The 24,986-nt window shown below is 39.2% G+C and carries 17 protein-coding genes; 7 read left to right on the forward strand and 10 right to left on the reverse strand.

All coding sequences use genetic code 11. The features are described from left to right. Nucleotides 1–208: 208 nt before the first annotated feature. The 3 genes from fabF to LC454_RS11535 form a co-directional block, all read right to left on the reverse strand. Nucleotides 209–1,447 carry a beta-ketoacyl-ACP synthase II gene (gene fabF / locus LC454_RS11525; protein WP_223582478.1) on the reverse strand — a complete coding sequence of 413 codons (1,239 nt, stop codon included), beginning with the start codon at nt 1,445–1,447 and terminating at the stop codon, nt 209–211. A 62-nt stretch (nt 1,448–1,509) separates the two neighbouring features. After that, the gene (locus LC454_RS11530) at nt 1,510–2,103 is read right to left on the reverse strand and encodes a TetR/AcrR family transcriptional regulator (protein ID WP_223582480.1); all 594 of its coding nucleotides are present in this window, start codon (nt 2,101–2,103) and stop codon (nt 1,510–1,512) included. An 84-nt stretch (nt 2,104–2,187) separates the two neighbouring features. Further along, the gene (locus LC454_RS11535) at nt 2,188–2,814 is read right to left on the reverse strand and encodes a helix-turn-helix transcriptional regulator (RefSeq protein WP_223582482.1); all 627 of its coding nucleotides are present in this window, start codon (nt 2,812–2,814) and stop codon (nt 2,188–2,190) included. Nucleotides 2,815–3,011: 197 nt separating this feature from the next. On the opposite strand from LC454_RS11535, the gene LC454_RS11540 reads away from it, so the two are divergent. The 5 genes from LC454_RS11540 (at nt 3,012) to LC454_RS11560 (ending at nt 7,596) form a co-directional block, all read left to right on the forward strand. Further along, entirely contained in the window at nt 3,012–3,638 is a 627-nt protein-coding gene (locus LC454_RS11540) for a superoxide dismutase (RefSeq protein WP_223582484.1), read from the forward strand. A 45-nt stretch (nt 3,639–3,683) separates the two neighbouring features. After that, on the forward strand, nt 3,684–4,175 hold the full coding sequence (locus LC454_RS11545) for a DUF2480 family protein (protein ID WP_223582485.1): 492 nt from the start codon (nt 3,684–3,686) through the stop codon (nt 4,173–4,175). 6 nt (nt 4,176–4,181) lie between these two features. Next, nucleotides 4,182–4,754, forward strand: coding sequence for an NADPH-dependent FMN reductase (locus LC454_RS11550; RefSeq protein WP_223582487.1), 573 nt, complete (start codon nt 4,182–4,184; stop codon nt 4,752–4,754). A gap of 281 nt (nt 4,755–5,035) precedes the next feature. After that, the gene (locus tag LC454_RS11555) at nt 5,036–6,958 is read left to right on the forward strand and encodes a sensor histidine kinase (RefSeq protein ID WP_223582489.1); all 1,923 of its coding nucleotides are present in this window, start codon (nt 5,036–5,038) and stop codon (nt 6,956–6,958) included. Nucleotides 6,959–6,972: 14 nt separating this feature from the next. Then, the gene (locus LC454_RS11560) at nt 6,973–7,596 is read left to right on the forward strand and encodes a response regulator transcription factor (protein WP_223582491.1); all 624 of its coding nucleotides are present in this window, start codon (nt 6,973–6,975) and stop codon (nt 7,594–7,596) included. Between the two features lie 18 nt (nt 7,597–7,614). On the opposite strand, the gene cydB is transcribed toward LC454_RS11560, so the two are convergent. Together cydB and LC454_RS11570 are read right to left on the reverse strand one after the other, a co-directional pair. Next, nucleotides 7,615–8,691 carry a cytochrome d ubiquinol oxidase subunit II gene (cydB, locus tag LC454_RS11565; protein ID WP_223582493.1) on the reverse strand — a complete coding sequence of 359 codons (1,077 nt, stop codon included), beginning with the start codon at nt 8,689–8,691 and terminating at the stop codon, nt 7,615–7,617. A 6-nt stretch (nt 8,692–8,697) separates the two neighbouring features. Then, a complete protein-coding gene (locus LC454_RS11570; protein ID WP_223582495.1) occupies nt 8,698–10,035 on the reverse strand; it encodes a cytochrome ubiquinol oxidase subunit I in 1,338 nt (445 codons plus the stop codon). Between the two features lie 136 nt (nt 10,036–10,171). On the opposite strand from LC454_RS11570, the gene LC454_RS11575 reads away from it, so the two are divergent. After that, nucleotides 10,172–11,158 (forward strand): hypothetical protein, encoded by a 987-nt coding sequence (locus tag LC454_RS11575; RefSeq protein WP_223582497.1) that lies wholly within the window; start codon nt 10,172–10,174, stop codon nt 11,156–11,158. A 294-nt stretch (nt 11,159–11,452) separates the two neighbouring features. After that, nucleotides 11,453–12,817, forward strand: a complete 1,365-nt coding sequence (locus LC454_RS11580) for a sulfatase-like hydrolase/transferase (RefSeq protein ID WP_223582499.1) — start codon at nt 11,453–11,455, stop codon at nt 12,815–12,817. A gap of 366 nt (nt 12,818–13,183) precedes the next feature. Here the strand turns inward: LC454_RS11580 and bglX are convergent, their stop codons facing one another. The 5 genes from bglX to LC454_RS11605 form a co-directional block, all read right to left on the reverse strand. Continuing rightward, nucleotides 13,184–15,460 (reverse strand): beta-glucosidase BglX, encoded by a 2,277-nt coding sequence (gene bglX, locus LC454_RS11585; protein WP_223582501.1) that lies wholly within the window; start codon nt 15,458–15,460, stop codon nt 13,184–13,186. A gap of 258 nt (nt 15,461–15,718) precedes the next feature. Further along, nucleotides 15,719–17,104, reverse strand: a complete 1,386-nt coding sequence (locus LC454_RS11590) for a glucoamylase family protein (protein ID WP_223582502.1) — start codon at nt 17,102–17,104, stop codon at nt 15,719–15,721. 79 nt (nt 17,105–17,183) lie between these two features. Then, entirely contained in the window at nt 17,184–18,614 is a 1,431-nt protein-coding gene (locus tag LC454_RS11595) for a RagB/SusD family nutrient uptake outer membrane protein (RefSeq protein WP_223582504.1), read from the reverse strand. Nucleotides 18,615–18,635: 21 nt separating this feature from the next. Continuing rightward, the gene (locus LC454_RS11600; protein ID WP_223582506.1) at nt 18,636–21,740 is read right to left on the reverse strand and encodes a SusC/RagA family TonB-linked outer membrane protein; all 3,105 of its coding nucleotides are present in this window, start codon (nt 21,738–21,740) and stop codon (nt 18,636–18,638) included. Nucleotides 21,741–22,006: 266 nt separating this feature from the next. After that, a complete protein-coding gene (locus LC454_RS11605) occupies nt 22,007–24,892 on the reverse strand; it encodes a triple tyrosine motif-containing protein (RefSeq protein WP_223582508.1) in 2,886 nt (961 codons plus the stop codon). Nucleotides 24,893–24,986 lie beyond the last annotated feature (94 nt).

Raw genomic sequence — 24,986 nt, forward strand, 5'->3', positions numbered from 1 at the left:
TGCAGTTATAAACACTTTTTCATCAGGTCTATTGTGTAGGAAAAATAAAGAAGGTTAGATTTATTTATCTTTAAGGAAGTTTATTAGACAAAAAAAAGGTTTTCAAACGGGGAGAATGAAAACCTTAAATAACCAATTATAAACCTAAATTATGATACTACAAAAATAGTGTGTTTATTACACTTTGTCAAGATATTTCTAAAAAATATTAAATCTTTTGAAAGAGAATACTTGAATTATGTCCACCAAAACCGAAAGCATTGCTCATTGCTGTTTGAACAGTCTTTTCCATGGGTTGATTGACAACAATATTGATACCTTCAGGAATTGCAGGATCAATATTTTCGATGTTTATCGTTGCTGGAATTACATTATTGTTTATTGACTTTATGGCGATAATTGCTTCAATTGCTCCTGCTGCACCGAGTAGATGCCCAGTCATTGACTTGGTTGAGCTAACCCAGAGGTTACTGGATTTGCCAAATGCAAGTTGCATAGCTTTCAGTTCAGCGATATCACCAACAGGGGTAGATGTGGCATGAAGATTCAGATAATCCAGTTGGTCACTGTTAATTTGAGCTTCTTCCATTGCCAGTGACATTGCTTTGGCTGCGCCTATGCCTTCAGGATGAGGGGAAGTCATATGGTAGGCATCGGCAGTCATCGAAGCTCCAACAAGCTCGGCGTATATCTTTGCTCCTCTTTTCTTAGCATGCTCATATTCTTCCAGTATCAAAGCCCCAGCCCCTTCGCCCATGACAAATCCATCACGATCTCGATCAAATGGTCTACTTGCCGTTTTAGGATCATCGTGTCTGCTTGACATTGCTTTCATCGCGGAAAAGCCGCCAACGGAAGCCGGAGTAATAGGAGCTTCTGAACCGCCGCTAATAAAAACTTTAGCCTTTCCTAATCGAATATAATTGAAAGCATCCATGAATGCTGTATTGGACGTCGCACAGGCGGATACCGTTGTATAATTGATTCCCTTCAGACCAAATTTCATCGATATCATTCCTGAGGCCATATTGACAATCAGTCTGGGGACGAAAAACGGACTAAACCGTGGAATATAATTGCCTTTTACATAACTTTCAACTTCATTTTCAAATGTTTCCATTCCGCCCTGACCAACACCCCAAATGACTCCGATATCAAATGGATCCATGCTGTTGGGATCTAGACCAGAATCTTCTAAGGCCTGAGATGCGCTATACAAAGCATATTGCGTAAATAGGTCACTTCTCTTGATCTCATTTCTATCCAAGTATTTCTCCGGTTGAAAGTTCCTGACTTCACTTGCGATTTGCGTTCGAAACAGAGACGCATCAAAACGGCTGATGATAGCTGTATGATTTTCGCCACGTAAGATATTATCCCAGAATGTATCAACGTTCTCGCCCAGTGGGTTAATTGTTCCCATGCCGGTAATTACAACTCTTTTCATTTTTTTATTTTTTTAGAATTAATGTGTCAATATACCGATTGGTATGTGTTTTGTTGAAAAAATTAGATTTTTATCTCCCGATCCACCATGTCTTTCATATTGTCTAATACGATGGTAAGATCTTTACCACGTCCGGAGATTTTTGCAAGTAAAATTCCACCTTCAATCATCGCCATGAAGGTAATCGCAAAGTGCTCAGCAGAAATATGCTGTTTAAACTCTCCACTCGTAATTCCTTCTTCTAATATTGAAATCAATCGTTGCCGCCAAAGCATAAATGATCGTTTGACCTTTGGCGTTAAAAAAGGGAGCGAGTCATCAGCCTCAATAGCAGCATTCATCAACGGGCATCCTCCTGATGCAGCGATGTTTTTGAAATTTTCTTTGTAAAAATCAAAAAATGCATAAAGCTTCTTTAAAGCAGTTCTTTGTTGGCTAATCTGCTGATCTACACCATCAGCTATTTTTTTACTTTGATAGGTATAAACATGAAGCGCCAAGTCATCTTTGTCTTTAAAATTACCATAGATACTGCCTTTAGTTAAACCTGTAGCTGTAGTGATGTCTGAAAGTGAAGTAGCATAGTATCCTTTTTTATTAAAAATAGGAGCTGTCTTCTCAATGATAAATTGTCGGGTCTGTTCTGCTTTTGACATGATAACGCTGTTCTTTGGTTTCAAAGATAAAAAATACTTTTTGGTATATTATTGATTTGTGTAGGATGCGACTGAAAATTTACATTATTTTCTTTCCGTTATACGGTAAGTGCAACGGGAACCATTTTCGATAATGTATTCTATTCTGCTGATCGAATATGATGGGCCGATAAGTTGTTGAAAATTGCGAAGTTCTGAACGACAAAAACCTTGACATTCAGTTGCTGCGGCACAGATGGGACAGTGATTTTCAATGAGGAGATAAGATTCGGCTTCTTTCTTCCATTCGGCCATATATCCCTCTTCCGTTCTCTTGGCTACGATAATGTCCAGTTTTTTTTCGATTGATCTGGTATCAGACAAAGCATTCATATATTTCTGATATACTTTAGATTCTCGATCTGTAATCAATAGATCCAAGGCATTCTCTCCAAGCACCTGTTTAATGGATTGCAGGAGTTGTACAGTAATGTCAGCATGACTATCTGGAAATTTTGCGAGCCCTAATGTTGAAAGACAATAGTAGGTAGATGGTCGGCCGATGCCTTCACTTCTCGCATAAGATTCTATAAGGCCCTGATTGGCAAGATTGAGCAGGTGTTTGCGGGCGCCCTCTTTTGTAATACCCAGCTCTGCAGCAATAAGTGCAGCTGTAACCTCGCCTCGCATTTTTAATAACATTAATATTCTATCTGCTGGAGTCTTCTGCATTTGACAATCAAAAAGTTGTTTTAATGTTTTCTAAACAAAGATACTATTTTTTTAATTGTTGCTATAATGAATAGCATTGAAGTTTTTGCCTAGTAAAGGCATAATTTTATGACATTAATAAAACAACTATTTAGTTGTTTTATTAATGTCTATTATTTAGTTTTGATTCATTATTAAAACATTAAAACTAAAATAACATGAGCAAATTTCAATTACCAGATTTATCATATGCCTATGGGGCACTTGAACCTTATTTTGATCAGGAGACAATGACGATCCATCACCAGAAACATCATCTGGCCTATGTTGATAATTTAAATAAAGCCGTAGTCGGTACAAGTGCTGAAGGTGTTGAATTGCTGGATATCCTAGCGCAGGTGAGTCAATATAGTCCTGCGATTCGCAACAATGCAGGCGGGCACTATAATCATTCCTTATTTTGGGAAACTTTATCTGCAACGCCGAAAACAGTGCCTACCGGAAAGTTGGCAAAGGAAATAGATGCAACTTTTGGTTCTTTAGACGAGTTGAAAACGAGGATAAAAAACGCAGGACTTGGACAATTTGGTTCTGGATGGTCTTGGCTTTATATCAAGTACAATGGTACTTTGGACGTCGTCGCGACTCCCAATCAGGATAATCCATTGATGGATATCCAATTGACGAGTAGAGGTGTGCCAATCTTGGGTGTTGATGTATGGGAGCATGCCTACTATTTGAAATATCAGAATAAAAGAGCAGACTATTTGGATGCGTTTTGGTCTGTCTTAGATTGGTCTGCCGTCGAAAAGCAGTACGATGAAGCGATAGATAAATTGATTTAAAACCTTGAACATGCGATCAAGCGGAGATAATAATTATATAATAACATGTTTGTAAATAAGGTTGAAAATTCGGGTATATTGGCGCTCGATCTCATTGATTTCAAAACCACTCTTGAAATTATAGAATTTGACATCAAGACACTGTTTTACCAAGAAATGATTGTCAAAGAAAAGGAGTTTAAAGCGGCTCTTGCTGCATTGGAATTGACACCCTTTATAGGCAAAGCCGTTGCTTTTACTTGTTCTGTTGAAGCCATCATTCCCCCCTGGATCTATATGGCTTTAGCCGATAAATTCCATGCTGATGTGGCTTATTACGATTTTAAAAGTGTGGAAACATTGGGATTGGAATTATGGACCCAGAATTTGAAGCTGGCAGATTTGTCTCAGTATCAGAATCAAAAAGTGGTTGTGAGGGCAAGGCCAAATATGCCAGAATCACTTTATATGCTAGCTGCTGCACGCTTAATTCCGATCGTTACAACATTGATGTACGGAGAGGTAGGAATGCCAAAAGTTATTTTTAAAAGAGCATAAGAAACAATGAAAGCATTAATATTTAATGGCGCCTTGGAGCGTAGGCAAGAATCTACTTCCGGAGTATTGTCTAATTATTTCGCTGAACAATTGAATCAGCTTGGTGTTGAGAATAGTGTTTTTAACCTTGCGGATAGTGGGATACCACTATTTGATACAAGCCTCAGCAGGATACCCAATAGTGTAAAGATCATGAACAATCTCTTTCTGGAGGCAGACGTGCATTTTTGGCTATCTCCTTTATACCACGGAAGTGTACCGGGGGTAATGAAAAACTGTTTGGATTGGCTGGAGATAAGCGCAAAGAACAGTCCAGCATATCTCACCGATAAAAATATAGGACTGGTTTGTTGGGCGGATGGAGTACAAGCTCTACAAGGGATCAACGCTATGGATGCAATAGCAAAATCATTACGGGCATGGACTTTACCTTTTAGTGTACCTATTGTTAAAAGGGAACTATTTGAAAACACAGGCTCAAAGGAGATATCGTCGGATTATAAACGTAAATTGGATCTGTTGATCAATATCGCAACCACACGAGCAGCAGTATTTGAAACACTGTTGGGACGTTCCTGAAAATAGTATTTTCCTAAAAGCAGTTTAAAAATAGTTGCTGCACTCGGTAATAAAGCACTTCGATATCCATTGAGGTGCTTTATATGTTTTCAAAATTGCTTAGTTTTGAGAAACTGTGTGTTGAAGTGTTCGTAGTATCCACTCAATTTCCCAGAATAGCGCATCTATAGCGTTGCATCTCAAAAAAATGCAATAAACTGTTATTATTGTTTCATATTATATAAGGTATCTGATTAATGAGGTTACATTGTAGAGTTTTGTTAAAGTTATTTGCGTATTGTATGCTGTGTTTCACTATACAGCATACAAATGCCCAAAGTTTTCTGCCATTGGATGAGGATAAATATCGGGCGGATGCCGAAATGCTATTGAAGTCGACTTCAAGTGACAGTATACAGGCAATACAATACTTTTATCTGGCAGATTACTATCGCTTTCGGGATACCGTGAAATTTTGGGAAAATATGCGACAAGGGGAGCGATTCGCTAAGCCTTTTCGAAGCCTTCACGCAATGGGAGCGCTTTACAAAAGCTTCTACTATGGACAATTTTTAGACAGTAAACGTGCTGGGATTGAAGCCCAAAAGTGCGTAGATATTCTTGGAGATGCCAAACAGCCTTTTCAACAGGGACTTTTGGCTAAAGCTTGGTATAATCTGGGGCTAATTCGATTTCCGAAAAAAGGTTTTGCTGATTTACTGGATATACTCAATGGTAAATGTATGCCCTATGCCAAGGCACACGATCCTCTCATGGAAGGTGCAATAAATACCATGATCGGTTTGGCCTTTATGTCATCCAATCAATTGGCAAAAGCAGACGAGTATCATCAGATGGCGATCAAACAGCTGGAACAACAACCAGAGAGTACAGCACTACTAGTAGCCTATTTAAATGCCGTTAGCACCTATTGCTACCAGGTTAAATCAAAAGAGGCCCGGCAATTGTTAGATAAGGCCAAGGTCATGTTAGGAGACAGACCCAACTCCTCCCAACTCCCCAATTACTATTACAATGAAGCGCTCTATTTTACGACAAAGCAACAAACAGATGAAGCGTTACATATGTTGGATATCGGTTTGGAATGGTCGAAGAAAATGAACAATTGGAAGTCCTACCAGATGATGCTTTTCAGAAAGTTTAATGTCTATTTGATGCAGAAAAAATATGCTGAAGCGAAATTGCCATTGGAGGAGATCATAAAAAATGGATTGTTAACACGCGATCTTTACAACAGTAAAATTGTTTATAGCCAATTGGCTGCTGTGAATGAATTGATGGGGGATTACAAAGAAGCACTTAAGATGTCCAATGTGGCGGGTAAGCTGTCTGATAGTATTCAGAAAGTCCAGCTTTTGGAGAAGATGAACGAAATGGAGGCTAAATACAAAACCGTAGAAAAAGAAAAATTGATTTTAAATCTACGTGCAGAGAAAGATCGCAATCAATTTAAGATCTTTCTTGTTTTAGGCATTGCTATTTTACTTTCCATCGTTGTTTTATTTGTCACCTTTTCTTATCGAAAACAACGGAAGCTGAATGGACAGATCCAGATCAATCATGAGATTGCTTTGGAGAAATTGGCAAAGGAAAAACAGTTGCAAATCTCCGAGTCCATGCTCAAAGCAGAAGAGCAGGAACGGCAGCGTATTGCGCAAGATTTGCACGATAGTATTGGTGGCATGCTGACAGGACTGAAATTTAGGATCGCTGGGGAGCAGAAGGGCGAATTCGATTTGACGAATGAATTACCGCATAAACTGAATGATATTTTGGGGGAAGTTCGACGGATATCCCATAATCTAATGCCCGATTCATTACGGCAATTTGGTCTAATAGCAGCATTGGAACAATTGTGTCTTTCGATGAGAAATAATAAGGTGCAGATCCAATTTGAAAATTATGAGGATGACGTACGTCTGGACTTCCAAAAAGGGTTGGCAATATATCGGATCGTCCAGGAAGCGATCTCAAACGCATTGAAATATGCAGATGCAGACCTTATTATTGTTCAGGTAAGTAAATCACAGGGAATATTGCAGGTTTTGATAGAAGACAATGGAAAAGGGTTTGATTCTTCTGCGGCAAATTATGGAATGGGATTAAATAATATGGTCAACAGAATCAAATGGATCAATGGATCTATTGATATGCAGAGCAAACTTGGATCGGGTACGCAGATTGAAATAGGAGTAAGTGTTTAGTTAAAAACTAATGTATGAAAATTATTGCCGTGTTAGACGATCATCCCTTATTATTGGAGGGGGTGACTTCTTTTCTCAATAACCAAGTCGGGTATAAGGTATATTCATTTCTGGAGGAAGTATCATTGATCGAATTTTTGGATAAGACGAAAGTAGACTTGGTACTCATGGACATGCAGCTTTTGAACACCAGCGGATTGGACGTCTGTCTACAGGTGAAGAAGCTGTTTCCCGTAATTCCAGTTGTTGCATTGAGCAATTTAGCGGATCGTAATCTTATTTTTCAGTTTATGCGAAATGGCGGGAATGGTTATATACTAAAGGATGTTTCTAATGACGAATTCCTTCGTTGTGTACAGCTTGGACTTGATGGAAAGAAAGCGCTTTGCGATAGAGCTAAGGATCTTTATGCCGGGGCTGTCACTTCCATGGAAGATCTTCCACGTTTAACACGAAGGGAAAAGGAGATTTTGACGATGGTTGCCGATGGTTATACCAGTAATCAGATTGCGGAGAAACTATTTTTAAGTCCCGTTACAATTGAAACACACCGACGCAATCTTCTGACCAAATTTAAAGTAAAAAATATGATCGAATTGGTACAATTTGCATTAACACATAAATTGTTGGGGCTCTAGTTTGTCCGCGCGACTATGCTAATGCTCACCATAACCGACATCATCCAGTTTTCCTTTAAAGACCCTAAATTGAATAATAAAATAAGCCACGACCAAAATTGCTGCAAAAATAAACCATCCCAAACCTACAGAGAGACCATATTCATGTGCTGCGGCATTCTGGATGGTAAGCGAGGGGTTTACCTCATTGGTTGATGGTAATAAGGTTGGAAACATAGAGGCCACTGTGGATGCAAAGCTTCCCAGTATAAATAGGGAAGAGAACATAAAACCCGTACCATCTTTTTTGAACGTCCTGATCCAAAATTGTCCCAGCAGGCCAATCGCTGCAATCAACGGGAATATCCAGAGCCAATAATGATTTTGCAGATTATTTAAGGAGATTGGTTTGACATAATGCCAGACATAAGCAGATAGAACGACCAATACAATTAATACGAAATTCAATTTAAATATGATGTCTTTAAGTCGCTGATTTAGGGTACTGGATGTTTTTAATATGACCCATCCCGCACCATGGATAGTCAGTGTGACGACCGCTACTAAGCCTAGTATCACTGTGAACCAGTCAATGATACCTTGATGTTCAGCCAAAGGATCGAAAGTAGGGTTCCAGAGTGCGAGGAAGAAATAATGTGGTTCTTGTGTGGATATCCCGTTTTCAACCATCCCCAGATTGACTCCGCGAACGACGTTGCCTAAGGCAGCGCCAAAAAATAGTGCTAGAAGTAAGCTAGCTAAACCAAAAGCTTTATCCCATAACGCTTCCCAAAGTCGGTGATGTATTTGTCCTCTTAGCTCAAGACTTATCGCCCTAAAGATCAGTAACCATAATACGAGCATCAGCGGGAGGTAGAATCCACTAAAAGATGAAGCATAAAGTGTTGGGAAAGCAAAAAATAAAACACCACCAGATGCGATCAGCCAAACTTCATTAGCGTCCCAAAAAGGGCCGATTGCATTTGTTACGGCCTTTTTCTCCTCTTCGGTCTTTGCGAAGAATAAATGTACAATTCCCGCTCCAAAATCATAACCATCAAGGACAACATAAATGCCCAACATAAAAGTCAATACTATAAACCAGAATATTTCCATAACAAATTAGTTTAAAGCAATATGAGGCTCGGGGCCTTTGCGAATAATTTTCAATACCAACATAAGGAACAACAATCCCAAAAGAATATAGAGTCCGACAAATCCCAGTAAAGTAAATAACGTATTACCAGAAGATACCGTGGGCGAAACCCCATCAACCATACGCATCAGGTTGTAGACCAACCAAGGTTGTCGTCCCAGTTCGGATGTATACCAACCTGCCGTATTGGCGATATAAGGAAAAGGGATCATAAACATAATGATCCACAGTAACCATTTGGTCTGATATAACTTATTTCGCCAAAGTAAGAAACTGCCCAATACCATGATTCCAATGAATATTGTACCTAAACCAACCATGATGTGATAGCTATAATAGAGGCCGGGGACATTCGTTGGATGCAATGAGTCGTCAAACTCATTCAGGCCTTTTATTTCTGCATCCCAACGTTGATAGGTAAGGAAGCTTAAAACATTAGGCACTGCAATTTTATTGTCCAGTTTTTTGTTTTCCATATCAGGTTGGCCGATCAGGATAATTTCGGATCCTCCTTTTTCTGTTTTGAAGATACCCTCCATCGCTGCGAATGATGCCGGTTGATATTTTACCACATTTTTGGCAGCTAGATCTCCTGTAGGAAATGCGAGCATGACAGATGAAATGGCACCAAATATTACACCGCTTTTAACGAATATCTTTCCAAATTTACTATGTCTATCGCTGAGGAGGTAGAAAGCACCTATGGAGGCAACAAAAAAAGAACTTGTAACCAGAGATCCAGCTTGATTGTGGAGATAAGAAGGCCATAACCATGGATTGCTAAATAAAGAACTGAAATTGTTCAGTACAAACTTGCCATTTTCGAGAATTTCATAACCGACAGGGTGCTGCATCCAGGAATGGGTGGCAATAATTAAAAATCCACTGGCCCAAGATCCAATGAATACCATCAAACCGGAGAGAAAGTGTAGTTTGTGACCAAGTAATTTTTCTCCGAAGAGAAACATGCCCAAAAAAGAAGACTCTAGGAAAAATGAAAACATTCCCTCCATGGCCAAGGTCTGCCCAATGATTCCCCCTGTAAGCTCAGAGAATTTTGCCCAATTTGTGCCAAATTGAAATTCCATAGGTATCCCTGTCACAACACCCATGGTGAAATTCAGTGCAAAGATTTTCATCCAGAATTTTGATGCATTGTTGTAATCTTCATTGTGCGTTTGTAAAAATTTCCATTTGAAATAGACAATCATCAATGATAATCCCATAGTCAATTGGGGAAATAAATAGTGGAATGTGATTGTAAAGGCAAATTGAAGCCGATTGTAAAGAATCATGTCTTCCATGGATCCGATTTTTGGTTAATGACATTTAAATATAACTATTTTTTTGTCGTACCTACCCTTCAAAGTGTTTTATTTTTTTGTCTTATCTTCGCCCCAACAACAGAAAATAGCGAAAGGGAAGGGGAGCACAAGAGGTATGAAAAAAACGATAATTTTAATGGGTGTTTTGCTGATACCCATACTTTTTATTCTACTCAACAACAAGGACAGAGGTAAATTAGCGGCGGACAATGTCGTATTTAGGGATAAATTATCCGATTACGGATTGTTCAAAGGGAAAATAGCTGATCTTGTACCCAATGATCAAGGGGTTTCTTATGAGCTGGCTTCCACACTGTTTACAGATTATGCCGACAAAAAACGGGTTATTTTCCTGCCAAAAGGAAAGAAAATAGTGGCTTCTGATGATGGATTGCCAGATTTTCCGAATGGAACCATTATCGTCAAATCTTTTTTTTACCCAAAGAAAGACACTATACAAGCGTCTAAATTCGTACTGCTTGAAACACGTCTACTGATCAATAAAGAGGGGCAGTGGGATGCAGCAACCTATCAATGGAATTCGACCCAAGATGAGGCCTTCTTATTAGCTGAGAATGCAGTTGTACCGGTTTCATTTTTAGATAATAAAGGCGTGAAACGACAGACAAATTATATCATTCCTTCACGAACAGACTGTATTGCATGTCATCGTCAGGGAGATCGTATACTCCCGATAGGTCCCAAAGTCAAAAATTTAAATCGGGTCGTGCTGCGGGATCGTGACACAATTCAACAGTTAGCATATTTGAAAGATAAAGGTATAATAGATATTCCGCTATCGAGACAGCTAACTTCACTACCTAACTATGATGACCTTAGTCAATCTACCGAGCACCGGGCAAGAGCTTATCTCGAGGTGAATTGCGCGCATTGTCATAATCCTAAGGGGACTGCTTATATGACTATGCTTGATCTCAGATTTGAAAGTCCGATAAACGAAACTGGGATTTGGCTCAAACAGGCAAAAATTATCGGACGAATGTCTGTACTAGGTGAGATGCATATGCCTCAAAAAGGAACTACTATACTTCATGAGGAAGGTGTAATACTAATCAAGGATTATCTTAAGTCCTTGAAATAAATGAATTGTAAATTTTTTAAACTGTTGGTATTTAGGGTTTAAGGCCTGTGTTTTTTTTCTCTTAAATCGGATTTTGTATATGTTTTTAATAAAATCTATAGAATTAGTAGATTATATTGAAATATCTTTTATATTTGTGATAGATAAATTTCCCTTATCTTTTCTCAAATAGACATTAGGGGAGGCGCTCGCTTCCCCTAATGTCTTCAAAATAGAAACAAGTTTTCGATTGGCGTTGGCACTTGTTGGTATTTTCTTATATTGCGATAGTGTTTCCAATTAAATAATGCTATCATGATGCGGTATACCAAACTTTTCATGGCAATGGCCATGTTTCTCTTCGTTACATTTGTTAATGCTCAAAATAAGAAGCCTAATATAATCCTGATTCTTACAGATGATTTAGGGTACAGTGACCTCGGCTGTTATGGCAGTCCAAATATTTCAACCCCTTTTTTGGATTCGATCGCCAGTAAAGGTGTGCGGGCAACAAACTTTATGGTATCAACGCCCTCTTGTACCCCCTCACGGGCATCTTTGCTGACCGGGCGCTATGCTTCCCGCTATAATCTACCTGCCCCAATCGGTCCCGGATCAAATCTCGGATTACCGGATGAGGAAGAAACTATTGCGGAGCTACTAAAAAAAGTAGGATATCGTACGGGGCTGATCGGTAAGTGGCATCTTGGTGATAAACAAGCTTATCATCATCCAAATAAACAAGGATTCGATTTTTTCTATGGAATGCTGTATAGTCATGACTATCGTGACCCTTACGTAAAAACGGATTCTGTGATTAAAATTTTTAGAAATAGAAAACCAGAGGTTGTAGCACCTGATGATTCGGATTTAAGTGCCTTATACCATAAGGAAACAGTTGATTTTATAGAAAATCAGGATAAAGATCATCCATTCTTTTTATATTATGCACACAATTTCCCACATCTTCCATTGGCTTTTGCGAACAAAAAGAATAAGTTTGCCGATCAACAGAATGCAGGCCCATTAGGAGCGGTGATGCGTGAGCTGGATCATAACTTTGCCGAACTTTGGAAGACAGTTGAGAAAAAAGGATTGGCAGATAATACTATTCTGATTTTCTCAAGTGACAACGGCCCGTGGATTGCCTATCCTTCACGGATGTCAGATGACCATGCAACTAAAAATTGGCATGTGGGTACTGCTGGAGTATTTAAGGGGTCAAAAGCCGAAACGACCGAGGGTGGAGTACGTGTTCCATTTATTGTATACGGAAAAGGATATGCGCAAGAAGGTAAGGTAATTAGACAGGCGATCAGCAACTTAGATGTGTTACCGACAATAGCCAAATGGACAGGAGCTCCTCTTCCAAAAAAATCCATCGATGGCCAGGTAATAGATGATTTATTGAGTGGTAAAACAGAAGATTTAAAGGCTGTACATCGACCTATATTTTTAGTAAACTATGGTCACGTTGAAGCTGTTCGATCAGGTGACTGGAAATATAGACGAGTACCGGCGGGTGTCAACCAGATATCGGGAAAACCCTATGACGCGGTAGAGGAACTGCATAATATTGCTTGGGATCCAAGTGAGCGAACCAATATCTTAGCGGATTATCCCGAGAAAGCAGCGGAATTACGTTTACTGTTTGAAAACTTCGATGGGAATATGAAATAACAACGAGATTAGGGGATATACGTTAACAGTACTCATTCCTCTGTAAGGAATATTGGATCTATTTTTGAAATCGTCCTATTTGTTTTATTGGGTTGTTTACAGATGCTGGTACTTAACTTCTGACCAAGTTAACACCATCTTTGCCTGTAAACCCCTATTAACAGGTACTTTATATGGTTTTAACAGGGGGTTAATAGGGATTTAGCCCTGCTATACCCCTGTTAACCCCCTGTAATATCCCTGCTAATCCCCTATTAATATCGAAACTGGTATTAATCAATAGTTAATTTGCGCCTCAACCGCTAAGCAGACAAGTAAAAGCTGTCTAAAAAATAACGTAAGTCCCTGATAAGTGGGTAGTCTACTTTAAAGCAGCTTAAAATCCTTCTCCTTTACATCACGGCTATTGGGGCCGATGTAAACTTTGAAATCTCCCGGTTCGGCTACATAGTTTAGATTGTTATCAAAGAATTTGAGGTCTTTTACTCGAATCTCAAACTTAACAGTCTTCGTTTCACCTTTCTTTAAAAATATTTTTTGAAATCCTTTCAGTTCTTTTACGGGACGGGTGACTGAGCCGACCAAATCCTGGATATATAATTGAACAGTTTCTTCGGCGTCATAATGACCTGTATTGCTAATAGTAATACGCGCTTGAATATTACTGCTGCTGTCCAAAGTGTTTTTATCTAGATGAATCTCACCATAGGTAAAGCTCGTGTAGCTCAATCCATAACCGAAAGGGTAGAGTGGGGAGTTGCTTACATCTAAATAATTCGATTTAAATTTTTCAAAATCCCCAGAATTACCATAAGGTCTTCCGGTGTTTTTGTGTGCATAATAGATAGGGATCTGTCCAACATTACGCGGAAAAGTTGCTGTAATCTTTCCCGAAGGGACAACATCTCCAAACAATACGTCTGCAACAGCCTTTCCAGTTTCTGAGCCCCCAAACCAAACATTTAATATAGCAGGAACATGTGCATCTTCCCAGGTAAGGGTGAGTGGTCTACCAGTAAATAGTACGAGTACAACTGGTTTTCCTGTTGACAACAATGCTTTTAAAAGGTTTTTCTGATTGGCGGGAATATCCAATTCAGAGCGGCTTGAACTTTCACCAGACATTTCCGAGGATTCTCCAAGTGCAGCAACAACGACATCGGATTGTTGCGCGATTTTCACCGCTTCTGCAATAATTTCATCTTCTTTTCGGGGATCCCTAGTTATCGTACGACCAAACATTGTCGCATGCTTTTGGTAGGTAGGATCTTCCAGTAGATTACTTCCCAGGTGTGTGAGAATATTTACTTTGTCACCCAATACTGCTTTCATGCCCTCTACCAAAGATGCCGTTTTCTCCAATTCTGCACTCACACTCCAGGTCCCCGGCATATTGGCGCCTGAGTTGGCCAGTGGGCCAATCACAGCGATCGTACCTGTTTTTTTTAATGGGAGCGTCTGATTTTCATTTTTCAGTAAAACAAATGATTTAGTCGCAATTTCTCTTGCTTTGGCATGATTAGTTGCGGAACCGATTACCGTTTTCGCACGCTGCTCATTGCAATAACGATAAGGATCTTCGAATAATCCCAGTTTATACTTCGCTTCCAGTACAAATCGACAAGCTCTATCAATATCAGTGATTTTAACTTTACCTTCATCAAGTGATTTTTTCAACGTGGTGAGAAAACCTTCGCCCACCATATCCATGTCAATTCCGGCATTTAAGCTTAAAGCCGAAACTTGTTGCAGATCTCCAAGTCCATGCGCTGTTAGTTCGTTAACAGCGGTATAGTCGGTTACAACCAGACCTTTAAAACCCCATTGCTTGCGTAATACATCGGTCATCAACCATTTATTGGCCGAAGCAGGAACCCCATTAATGTCGTTGAAAGAAGTCATAATACTTCCAGCGCCAGCATCTATGGCCGCTTTGTAGGGCGGTAGATATTCATTGTACATACGATGGAGACTCATGTCTGTGCTATTGTAGTCCCGGCCACCCTCTGCTGCGCCGTATAACGCAAAATGTTTGACACAGGCCATCATCGTGTTGTATGCCGCTAAATTATCCCCTTGGAAGCCATGGACGATGGCCTCAGCGACTTTTGAACTTAGGTAAGTATCTTCACCCGCACCCTCAGAAATACGTCCCCATCTTGGATCTCTCGAAATATCAACCATCGGCGAAAACGCCCAGTTAATACCATCAGCAGTAGCTTCTTCGGCGGCAATACGGGCGGACTGCTGAATTAACCCCATGTCCCATGTCGCTGCAAGCCCCAATGGAATAGGGAAAACAGTACGATAGCCATGTATTACATCCATACCGAAGATAATTGGAATCTTAAGTCTGGACTGTTTGATTGCAATTTCTTGGGTTTTGCGAATCTTGGATGGTGTACTCATACTAAAGATACCACCAATCTGACCATTTCGTATTTTGGCTTCCACATCCGTGGAAACCGTAGTTCCCGTTGTCGCCTCCCCGCCGGTGACTAGATTCAGCTGTCCGATCTTTTCTTCGATGGTCATTTTGGCCATAAGTTGGTCAATAAACTGATCCATTTTTTGATTCGATTGTGCCGGACTGGCATGCCAAGCTAAAAATGCAAGGAGGAATGTTCCTACTACTTTTTTCATAGTATTAATTTCTTTTATATATGTACGGACTCTTGCTATGAGTGTGCTCAGCAGATCCGATTTTGATGATGATTGAGGTTTCAATAGATAACAATTACAGTGAATATCTATATTATTTACAGCTCATTTTCATCTGTTTTTGTTATTTATAAAATAGGCTTGATAATCAGTTCAAGCGTGTTGTTGACGATTTTATATTTTCGTGGATGGAACCATTTTCAACGTGTGACGGATTAAAAATGATTCCGGAATTTACCACTACTTTAAATAAGGACTTGTAAAACCAAGTTTTTTCAATCCTTGTTGAATCTCTGGTGCTTGCATGAATAAGTCCCAGATTTTTCCTGTTCTATAGTTCTCGATCATGACAATGATCGGTCCTTGATCTATCGCTAGATAGCGTTGCGGGAACCAATTGGCAGTTTCACTATAGGCATCATAATAGCCATATTTACCCCAAACTTTGGCTCCCAGTTGTCTATTCAGATATTGTGCAAATTGAATACTTTCATTTGGCGAGTAGGGCATAGAAGATAATGCTGCTGTGGGTGAGATTACTCCTGAGTCATTGTCCGGATGATGTGCATCGTATCCCTTGATTGAATAACTAGCTGTCCAGCCCCAACCTTTGTCTACACCATAACCTTTATAGCCTTTGGGGTTTTGCCCAGCATAAGCCAAGTTTATTTTGACATGATTCCGTGTCGCTTCCCAATAATCAGCATACTGATCTTTAAGTCCTTTCGGACTTAAACCCAAGTAAGAATAATGTTCCCAAAACAAAGGGCCTACTTCGCCTTCTTTGGCATTGTGTTTAAGTACTAATGGGATATCATATATTTTAGCAGTGCTTTTAATCCCTCCAGATCTAGCCCATCCTTCATGATATACACTCGGTGCGATAGGGTGAGAGGGGGAAGAGGCAGCTAAAACATAAGTGATTAGACATTCATCGTAGCCCTTGATCGGATGGTTCTGCTGAAAATTAAATTTTGGACTCCAATGCCAATAAAGTACATTTTGTCCATTTGTATAATGATTCCAGTCTATTTCTTTCCAAAGCTTATCGGCTTTTAGGGCGACTACTTTGGCGGCATCGCTTTTATCTTTCAGATACTCACGAACAGTGATGAGACCTTGTGCTAAAAAAGCTGTTTCAACAATATCTCCACCATTGTCTTTTTCGCTGAAAGGTTTGGCTGTGCCTAATTCTCCGTCATACCAATGTGCCCATGCACCACGAAATCGTTCTATTTTGGCGAGATAATCCATAATGTGGTTGAGCTTTTGCGTACCTTGGTCCGCGGTGATAAATCCGCGTTCCATGGCGACGATCATACCCATTAGACCAAAACCACTTCCACCGATGGTCACCACATTACGATCATTCTCGGGGTAGACACCATCCATATGAATGCGTTCGCGGGCTAGCCCCGATGTTGGCTCGGCACCTTCCCAAAAATATTGAAAGGTTTGTTGCTGAATATTCGTCAATAGGGAGTCTTCATTTACTTTATTTTGACCTATAGAATCCTTTGAGGACGGATCCCCGGATCCGTTGGTAGAGGTATTTTGGCATGAACTGCTGAGAAGAAGGGCCAAAGCAATACCAGTAAGGCTCAGATATGCTATTCGTTTTCTCATGGATAAAATATTTTTTAAGAATCTTGAAAAATGTCCAAACGACTTGCAGGTCGCTTGGACGGTTTATATTTTGTATGTACTACCAACCTGGATTTTGTGGCATTTCTGGAGTCTGAATACGTTGGTCTTCCGGAATTGGAAAGAGCAGCATTTTATCCTGAAACGTTTTTCCATTCGCAGCCATAGCTGTTTTTGCTTGTTTAGTACGAACAAGATCAAACCAGCGGTCGTGTTCAAAGGCTAGTTCGAGACGTCTCTCTTTCCAGATCAATTGACGAAGTTGAGCTTGGTCTGTGGTTGTTATATTTGACAATTTTACACGTGTACGTATAGCATTTAAGGCACTCAGTGATTCGTTGCTATTACCTAATTCGTTGGAAGCTTCCGCTAATATTAAGTAAATTTCACCTAAGCGAAGATAGCGGACATTTTTGTCCGTGTATTCGGCACCACCATTTGCGGATGAATATGCCTTCATATTATACATAGGGTTTTCGACGCCGTTGTCAATTACTCGTCCGTCATAAAGAGTAGAATTTCTAAAGATGATAGTGGCATCGCGACGGATATTATCTTTTTCAGCGTTGAAAGCATCTAATAAATTTTGACTAGGTGTATTAAACCCCCAACCAAGCCTGACAAGCCCTCCGCGGGGAGCTTGTACTTGGCTATATTGCTTAACCCCAAGGGCAATTGAGGTTCCTCGAGCCTGCCATTCAAACAATGATTCTGGACCATTCTCACCTTCCAGTCTCCAAATTTTTGCATAATCAGTCTCTAAACTGTAGCCACCCGAGCTGATCACTGTTTTTGCTAGATCGGCAGCCTGTTGCCATTTACTTTGATATAAATAAACTTTTGCCAACAGACCTTGGGCGGCCCCTTTGGTTGCACGTCCTAAATCTTTGGCAGCATATGCAGATTTTAGAGGTAGGTTGTCAATAGCAAATTGAAGATCAGCTTCGATATAGGCATAAACCGCAGATGCTGGCTCTCTTTTGATAAGATCGCGATCTTGAATTGGAACATCTCCCCAGCCACGTACAAGGTAGAAGTAATTTAATGCACGTAGAAAACGTGCTTCACCAATTAATCTATTTTTGTAAGCTACATCGGTCAAACCAAATTTTTCGGTATAGTCTATTGCTTGCGTAGCTCGTCCTATTGACTTATACCAACGAGACCACATAGATTTAATCGAACCTGTTGTAGTTGTATAGGTCAGATTGTCCAGATCTGCTTTGTCCCCACCATTGTCTGTCGCAGAACTTCCTTTATCCGCATTATCAGAAATCATATCGGTGATGCCGATATAAGAAAAAGAGTAGTCCCAGTCTGTAAACATGCCATAGACTCCATTAATAAATTGTTCTGGAGTAAATACCTGCTCACTATCATTTGCTTCAACCCTTTCACGCGAAGGAACATCTAAAAAATTACTGTCTTTACATCCTTGCATAACTACGCCGGTTGTTGCAAGGAGTACTATATAGAGTTTATTTATTTTCATTGTTAGTAAGATTTAATAATGTTAAAATTGCATATTAAGCCCGAACAGGAAATTACGTGTAGTAGGATAAGCAGATAGTTCTATCCCAGAAGTTAAATTGGGACTACCATCGCCTGCCAATTCTGGCGAGAAACCGCTATACTTGGTGAACATAAATGGATTTTGGGCAGTTACATATAATCGTAAGTTAGATTTTGAGCTGTAAAGATTACGGAAAGTATAACCTAATGTGATATTATTGATACGGAAATAACTGCCTGATTCTAGGAAATAACTTGACGCCCAATAGGCACGCTCCGCACCCGGGTGTACATTATTCGGGTTATCTTTGGTCCATCTTTCTTGAAATGTAGATAATGTCAGGTTTTCCCCCGCATCTTGTCTTACACTTTTTAATCCATTATATACTTTATTACCTGCAACGCCATAACCTGATAGATTGAAGTCAATTGCTTTATAATTGATGCCTATATTAATCCCGTAAGTCGAAGAAGGTAAGAATGAACCAAAGAATTTTTTATCTCGGGTATCAATTACACCATCACTATTTTGGTCCTTATATTTTAAGTAACCGGGTTTCGCTGGTCCAAAAGAAGGGTTATTCGCGATATCATTCGCATCCTGAAATACACCAATAGACTCAAACATCCACCAACCATAGATTGGTTGTCCGACACGAAGCTGTTTTGTTATTTCTCCATTGTTCAAACTACCTCCTGTTGCGCCATCGTAGGCTGGTTGAACTTCGGTAACTTTATTCTTGTTGTAGGCATAATTTAGACCAACGGTGTAACTAAAATCGGGACTTATACTTTTATTCCAATTTAAAACAACTTCCACACCTTGGTTTAAGACTTTCGCTCCATGCGCGTAAAAGTTTTGTTCTGAAGGAGAGGTTAACGTTGGGGTTACATTTAGTATCGTGTTCGTATTTAATTTATGATAGTAGTCAATTGAACCCGACAAGTTATTATTTAAGAAAGCGAAATCAATACCGGCTCCGGTTTCACGGGTTACTTCCCAGGTGAGGTCTACTGCTGGAGTACCATAGGCACTACCATACACCAAATTCTGTTCTGGACCAAAGACATAATTGTAATTAGATGCACCTGGACTATTCATGATTGTAGAAACATTAAGTGGAATATCTTGATTCCCTAATTTTCCCCAGTTTCCGCGAATTTTTAGTAAATTAATCCATGAGGCGTCCTTCATAAATTCCTCATTAGAAATATTCCATCCAAATCCTAGAGAAGGAAATGTTCCCCAATACTTACCCGTATTTTTAAATACGCTGGATCCATCTCGACGAATTGTTCCTGTGAAGTAATATCGACTATCATAATTGTATTGTACTCGACCAAAATACGACGCTAATGCACGTGGAGTATAATAAGTTTGACGGCTAATCAGTTCGTATTCGTCGGAAGCCAAATCAATGTTCCAATACTGTTCTTGCTCCGGTACACTGTAGCCTGTTTGGCTATTCATACTGTTAATATCATATTTCTCACGAGACATCCCCACCACAGCTTCGATATTGTGCTTATCAAATGTCTTGTTAAATGTTAGGAAGTTTTCCCATGACCATCGAAATTGTTCAAGGTTTTCATATTTTAGACTATTATTCGCAAAAGTTATATTCCCGGGCTTTCCATCGGCTTTCTCTTTATAAAAATCAGCCTCTGTTTTTAGTGGATTAGCATTAAGATAATTTTCTTTGATGTTTACAAATTGTCTGTCCTTTGAATAAAACTTATTGCCACCAATACGTGAATTTATTTTAAGATAGTCGGTAATTTTAAATTCACCTTCAAAGCTACCCTGTAAACGCAAAGTATTTGTCAGTTGATTCTGACGAAGAACTTCATATACCGGATTCCCCTGGGAGTTTAGATTGCCTAAGCTCTCGCCAGGTGCAGTTTCAATACCAACTATGCCTGTATTGATATTGACACTATTTGTGCCGTATCTTCCATTACCATACATTACAGGTACCAACGGTGATTGTCTGTAAGCTGTACTAAATGCACTATATGGTTTTGGCGTAGCTTTGGTTAACGTCAAATTTACATTTTGACTAAACTTAAGACGATTATTCAATAATTTATAAACATTATTGTTCCGTATCGTATTACGAGTAAATTTTGACCCTTCCAAAATACCGTTTTCAGTATAGTTATTTGCAGAGACAAAGTAATCAATCGTTTCTGAGCCCCCGGAAATATTTATCGCATTATTAAAAACGCTACCTGTTTTTAAAATTTCGTCAAACCAGTCTGTATTTGTAGCTTGTCCTGTTTTTAATCTATAACTACCAGGTTTATTGACTGATTCTAAAAATTCATTCGCAAAAGTGGTGAATTGTTCTGAATTAGCCATTTTAACACGGTTGAGAATTTTCTTCATTCCCGCAAAGCTTTCATAATTGATATTAACAGTGCCAGCCTTACCTTTTTTTGTTGTAACGATAATCACACCATTCGCAGCTCTTAAACCATAGATAGAAGCCGAAGAAGCATCTTTCAACACATCCATTGATTCGATATCCGAAGGGTTGATGTTGTTGATGTCCGTTTGTGCAATACCATCAACGATATATAATGGATTTCTCCCGCCCAAAGCTGTTCCCAAACCTCTAATAATGACATTTGGAGATGAACCCGGAGCTTCATTGGCTATAATATTTAATCCCGCCGCTTTACCCTGAATGGATTGCATTGCTGACATCGCAGGCTGTTTGGCAATATCCGAAGATTTCAATGAGCTAATTGATCCGGTGAGATCGGCTTTTTTCTGCGTACCATAACCGATTACGACAACTTCTTCTAATGCTTTATTTTCATTCTCTAGAAAAACACTTAGTTGCGTTTGGTTTCCGATGTATACCGTTTGCGTGCGGTAACCTAGAAAATTAAAAACTAATGAATCGGTAGGAGCGGCGTTGATCTGAAATTTCCCCGTTGCGTCGGTTTTTGTCGATGCGGTCTTTCCCTTGATACTAATGGTGACCCCAGGCATGGAGATCATGCTGGAGCCATCTTTGACGACTCCCTGGATAGAAGTTTGTCCATAGGCCACCGAGACGACCATGGATGTCAAAAATAATGCGGATAAATTCCTCATATCGTAAAATTTTGGTGTTTGTTTAAAAAATTCAATTGGTTATTCCCACAGCAAATATGTTGATGTAGTGCAAACTTGCCAAAATTTAACGTTTGCACATCACTACTACACTGTATTTATACTTTCTCAATGTGATTTTGGATTAGTTTTAATGTGTTGTTGTTGAGTGTTTTAATGTTTGTTTTTGTTGTAAAAAAAGAGCGCTTTAGTGTTGTTTTTACACTAAAGCGCTTGTGTGGTAATGATGTAGTCTTTGTAGCGAAATTTTAACGTTCCAACAGAAATTCGGATAGGTTTTTATCTGTTGGTATGCCCAGTTTTTTCCGCAAACGGTAGCGTCTGATCTCTACACCTCGCGTACTGATGTTGAGTAACGAAGCAATCTCTTTACTGGACATATTGAGCCGTAAATAAGCACATAGTTTTAGATCATTGGGAACGAGATCTGGAAATTCATGCTTTAATTTTTTAAAGAAATTTTCATGTGATTCATTGAAACTTTTCTCAAAAATATGCCAGTCGCGATCGTCGTTATGCGCGTCTTCGATTAGCTTATTTATTTTTTTCAATTCCTCAGAACTGAGTTTGTTTCCTTCTGCATCTTTGAGCTGTTTGAGTTCATCATGTAGATTATTCAACATTTCATTTTTATAAACGATATTGAGCGCAGCATTGGCCAGCTCCTTGTTCTTTAGGCTGAGCTGAGCTTCTAACTGTTGGTTCTTTAATTTAATCCATTCCTTCTCCTGTTGTTCGGCATCTCTTTCCAATGCAACTTTCTTTTCTTCTAGCCATTTTCGCTTTGCTTGAAACTGTCTTTTTCTTTCTCGTTGGAGATTGAAATTATAAATAAAATAAATCAATCCCGTAACCATCAAGATATAGCAGATTTTTGCCCACCATGATAGGTACCAGGGATATTTAATTGTAAAAGATATTGTCTGTATTTCCGAAGTCAGGCCGGTATTGGTTCTAGCTCTTATCTTAATTTCGAAATGCCCATAAGGTAGGTTTGTGAAATCTTGATAAGCTGTTTCACTCCAGTCCGACCATTTATCTGAATAACCTTCTAAGTAATACTGATATTGTAAGGGGGAAGAAGAGTAATAGGGGCTTGAGAAACTCACCCTGAGGTTATTCTCGGATGAAGCCAACTTAAGATCTCCATTTGGTATGATTGTTTCTCCGGTTGTGAGATTGGTCAATTGCGCAATCTGGGGCGGGGGCAATACGTATTTATGATCTTGACCTGAATTCCGATAAATGGCAAAACCATCATCTAATCCGATGAGATAATAATGATTTTCGATCGGTAGGATGTTTTCATAATTACTCATCATACGATCTTGCAAAGGGCTGAGCAGATTGGAATCTATTTTAAGCTTTCCTTTGCTATCAAAATCTACCTTGGCGATTTTTGTTTTCTGGATAAACCAATAGCTGTTGGTATTGATCGGGATGACCTTATTTGAATTTTTATAACTTCCTAACGCATTATTTAATTCGCTTGCATAACTAAAGCGTTTGACGATATTATCAAACTGCATGAATCCACTGTCAGTCGCAAAAACAAGATTGTTTTCTAATGTGTAAATGCCTGTAAATCTTCTTTTGGAAGCAAGACTATCTTGCTTCGATGTAAATTGAATTTGTGCTTGTTGAAAGCTTGGGTCAAGACCGATCAGCTGCACTTGTCCCCAATCTCCAATCCAGAATGAATGATTGTCTTTTTGGGCGAGGAATCGAACAGGTTCCTTAATCGAGGAAAATTGCTGTGCAAATCGAAGCTGCATATCATCAAATACGAACTTTGATAGTCCAGTATAATTTCCCTGAAGAATATTCTTTGTACCGAATATAGGTTTGAATATCCAACCGCCCGTAATTTTGGAAATCTTTTCCAATTTACCGTCAACCAGTTTAAAGGTTCCTTCGTTATGGCCGCAGATCAGTTCTGCACCAAATATGGCCAATGTCCAGACCTGACCATTTGAATTGGGAACCTGAACAAAATCTAAGGAATTATAATTGTTTAATCCCTTCCATTCGCTAACGAATAAGCCCTTATTTGTCCCTAAGTAAATTTTTCCCTGATAGATAATTGACGTATATACCGTGCCGATTTTACCTACAAAATCGGTATAAAAAGACAAAGAAGAGTTGATTTCAATGCGGTCAATCCCATTGTCCAACCCTACCCAGATATTCTGTTGTTTATCTTTTGCAATGCTGAGTACAGTATTGTTCTGTAGTCCGTTATTTTTATTGATATGTTGGACTACTTCTCCATTTTTATTAATAATAATTACGCCATTTTGAATGGTTCCAAACGCATACTGCCCTCCAAATAAATAGATACCGTTATTGATTTGGGATTGACTTAGTATTGGATTAGCGGGAATTGACCATGTTCGGATGTTTCCGTTGGAATCCATAAGATAGAGCCCGTGATGGGCTGTAGCAATAATTGAATTATTTTTATCAAATGGTAATATTGCCAGTACATTTTTGTCTTTAAGGATCTCCTTGCCTGGTACAGGTACTAATTTGTTCGCTTTGAATTCATGTAGGCCACTTGGGAGCTGTTCAAAAAACAGTTGATCGTTGAGTTGATGCGGAAATAAAAAAGGCTCACCTTTAGCCGTAAGTGGCCTAATTGTATTATTCTCCCATATATAGGCTTTGGAGAAAGTATGAAAAAATACACGATGATCTTCAACGATAATTTTCCATATTTCCTCGTTTGGAAAATAAGTCTTGTCTTTAACCAGCTTGGAAAGGCTATGATAACTCATCTCTCCAAAAGCCTTTGAAGTCCAATAGCCAAATTCTCCTCGTCCACCGGTGTATACTTTTCCCGTTTTATCAACAGCTACACTGCGGACGGTCGAGTGGTTTGGGAGTGGGTACATGCGCCAGTATTGTCCATCAAACCGCAATAAGCCTTCTGTATTGGCACTGTAGATTCGTCCTTCCTGATCAATAGCCAATGACCAGTTTTGATTTCCCGCTTTGTATTGGCTTTTCTTGTATTGCTTTACAAAAGGTGTGCCTGTAGGTATAATTGTCTGACAATAGCCCGTATTCATACAAAGAGCAAAAAAAGCACAAAACCAAAAGATATAGGCTATGCTATATTTTTTTGAGACCATCTAACACCTCGCTTTAAATTAATTTGAAAAGCAATATATAGATTTTATCGCAAAAGGGAGAATACCTACAGCAGATGAATGTCATTATAGACAT

Source organism: Sphingobacterium sp. GVS05A (assembly GCF_019969845.1).
Taxonomy (GTDB): domain Bacteria; phylum Bacteroidota; class Bacteroidia; order Sphingobacteriales; family Sphingobacteriaceae; genus Sphingobacterium.

What these genes read in the sequence shown, in the direction of transcription:
- fabF (WP_223582478.1), bottom strand. Translation starts at nt 1,447, where the DNA reads ATGAAAAGAGTTGTAATTACCGGCATGGGAACAATTAACCCACTGGGC.
- LC454_RS11530 (WP_223582480.1), bottom strand. Translation starts at nt 2,103, where the DNA reads ATGTCAAAAGCAGAACAGACCCGACAATTTATCATTGAGAAGACAGCT.
- LC454_RS11535 (WP_223582482.1), bottom strand. Translation starts at nt 2,814, where the DNA reads ATGCAGAAGACTCCAGCAGATAGAATATTAATGTTATTAAAAATGCGA.
- LC454_RS11540 (WP_223582484.1), top strand. Translation starts at nt 3,012, where the DNA reads ATGAGCAAATTTCAATTACCAGATTTATCATATGCCTATGGGGCACTT.
- LC454_RS11545 (WP_223582485.1), top strand. Translation starts at nt 3,684, where the DNA reads ATGTTTGTAAATAAGGTTGAAAATTCGGGTATATTGGCGCTCGATCTC.
- LC454_RS11550 (WP_223582487.1), top strand. Translation starts at nt 4,182, where the DNA reads ATGAAAGCATTAATATTTAATGGCGCCTTGGAGCGTAGGCAAGAATCT.
- LC454_RS11555 (WP_223582489.1), top strand. Translation starts at nt 5,036, where the DNA reads ATGCTGTGTTTCACTATACAGCATACAAATGCCCAAAGTTTTCTGCCA.
- LC454_RS11560 (WP_223582491.1), top strand. Translation starts at nt 6,973, where the DNA reads ATGAAAATTATTGCCGTGTTAGACGATCATCCCTTATTATTGGAGGGG.
- cydB (WP_223582493.1), bottom strand. Translation starts at nt 8,691, where the DNA reads ATGGAAATATTCTGGTTTATAGTATTGACTTTTATGTTGGGCATTTAT.
- LC454_RS11570 (WP_223582495.1), bottom strand. Translation starts at nt 10,035, where the DNA reads ATGGAAGACATGATTCTTTACAATCGGCTTCAATTTGCCTTTACAATC.
- LC454_RS11575 (WP_223582497.1), top strand. Translation starts at nt 10,172, where the DNA reads ATGAAAAAAACGATAATTTTAATGGGTGTTTTGCTGATACCCATACTT.
- LC454_RS11580 (WP_223582499.1), top strand. Translation starts at nt 11,453, where the DNA reads ATGATGCGGTATACCAAACTTTTCATGGCAATGGCCATGTTTCTCTTC.
- bglX (WP_223582501.1), bottom strand. Translation starts at nt 15,460, where the DNA reads ATGAAAAAAGTAGTAGGAACATTCCTCCTTGCATTTTTAGCTTGGCAT.
- LC454_RS11590 (WP_223582502.1), bottom strand. Translation starts at nt 17,104, where the DNA reads ATGAGAAAACGAATAGCATATCTGAGCCTTACTGGTATTGCTTTGGCC.
- LC454_RS11595 (WP_223582504.1), bottom strand. Translation starts at nt 18,614, where the DNA reads ATGAAAATAAATAAACTCTATATAGTACTCCTTGCAACAACCGGCGTA.
- LC454_RS11600 (WP_223582506.1), bottom strand. Translation starts at nt 21,740, where the DNA reads ATGAGGAATTTATCCGCATTATTTTTGACATCCATGGTCGTCTCGGTG.
- LC454_RS11605 (WP_223582508.1), bottom strand. Translation starts at nt 24,892, where the DNA reads ATGGTCTCAAAAAAATATAGCATAGCCTATATCTTTTGGTTTTGTGCT.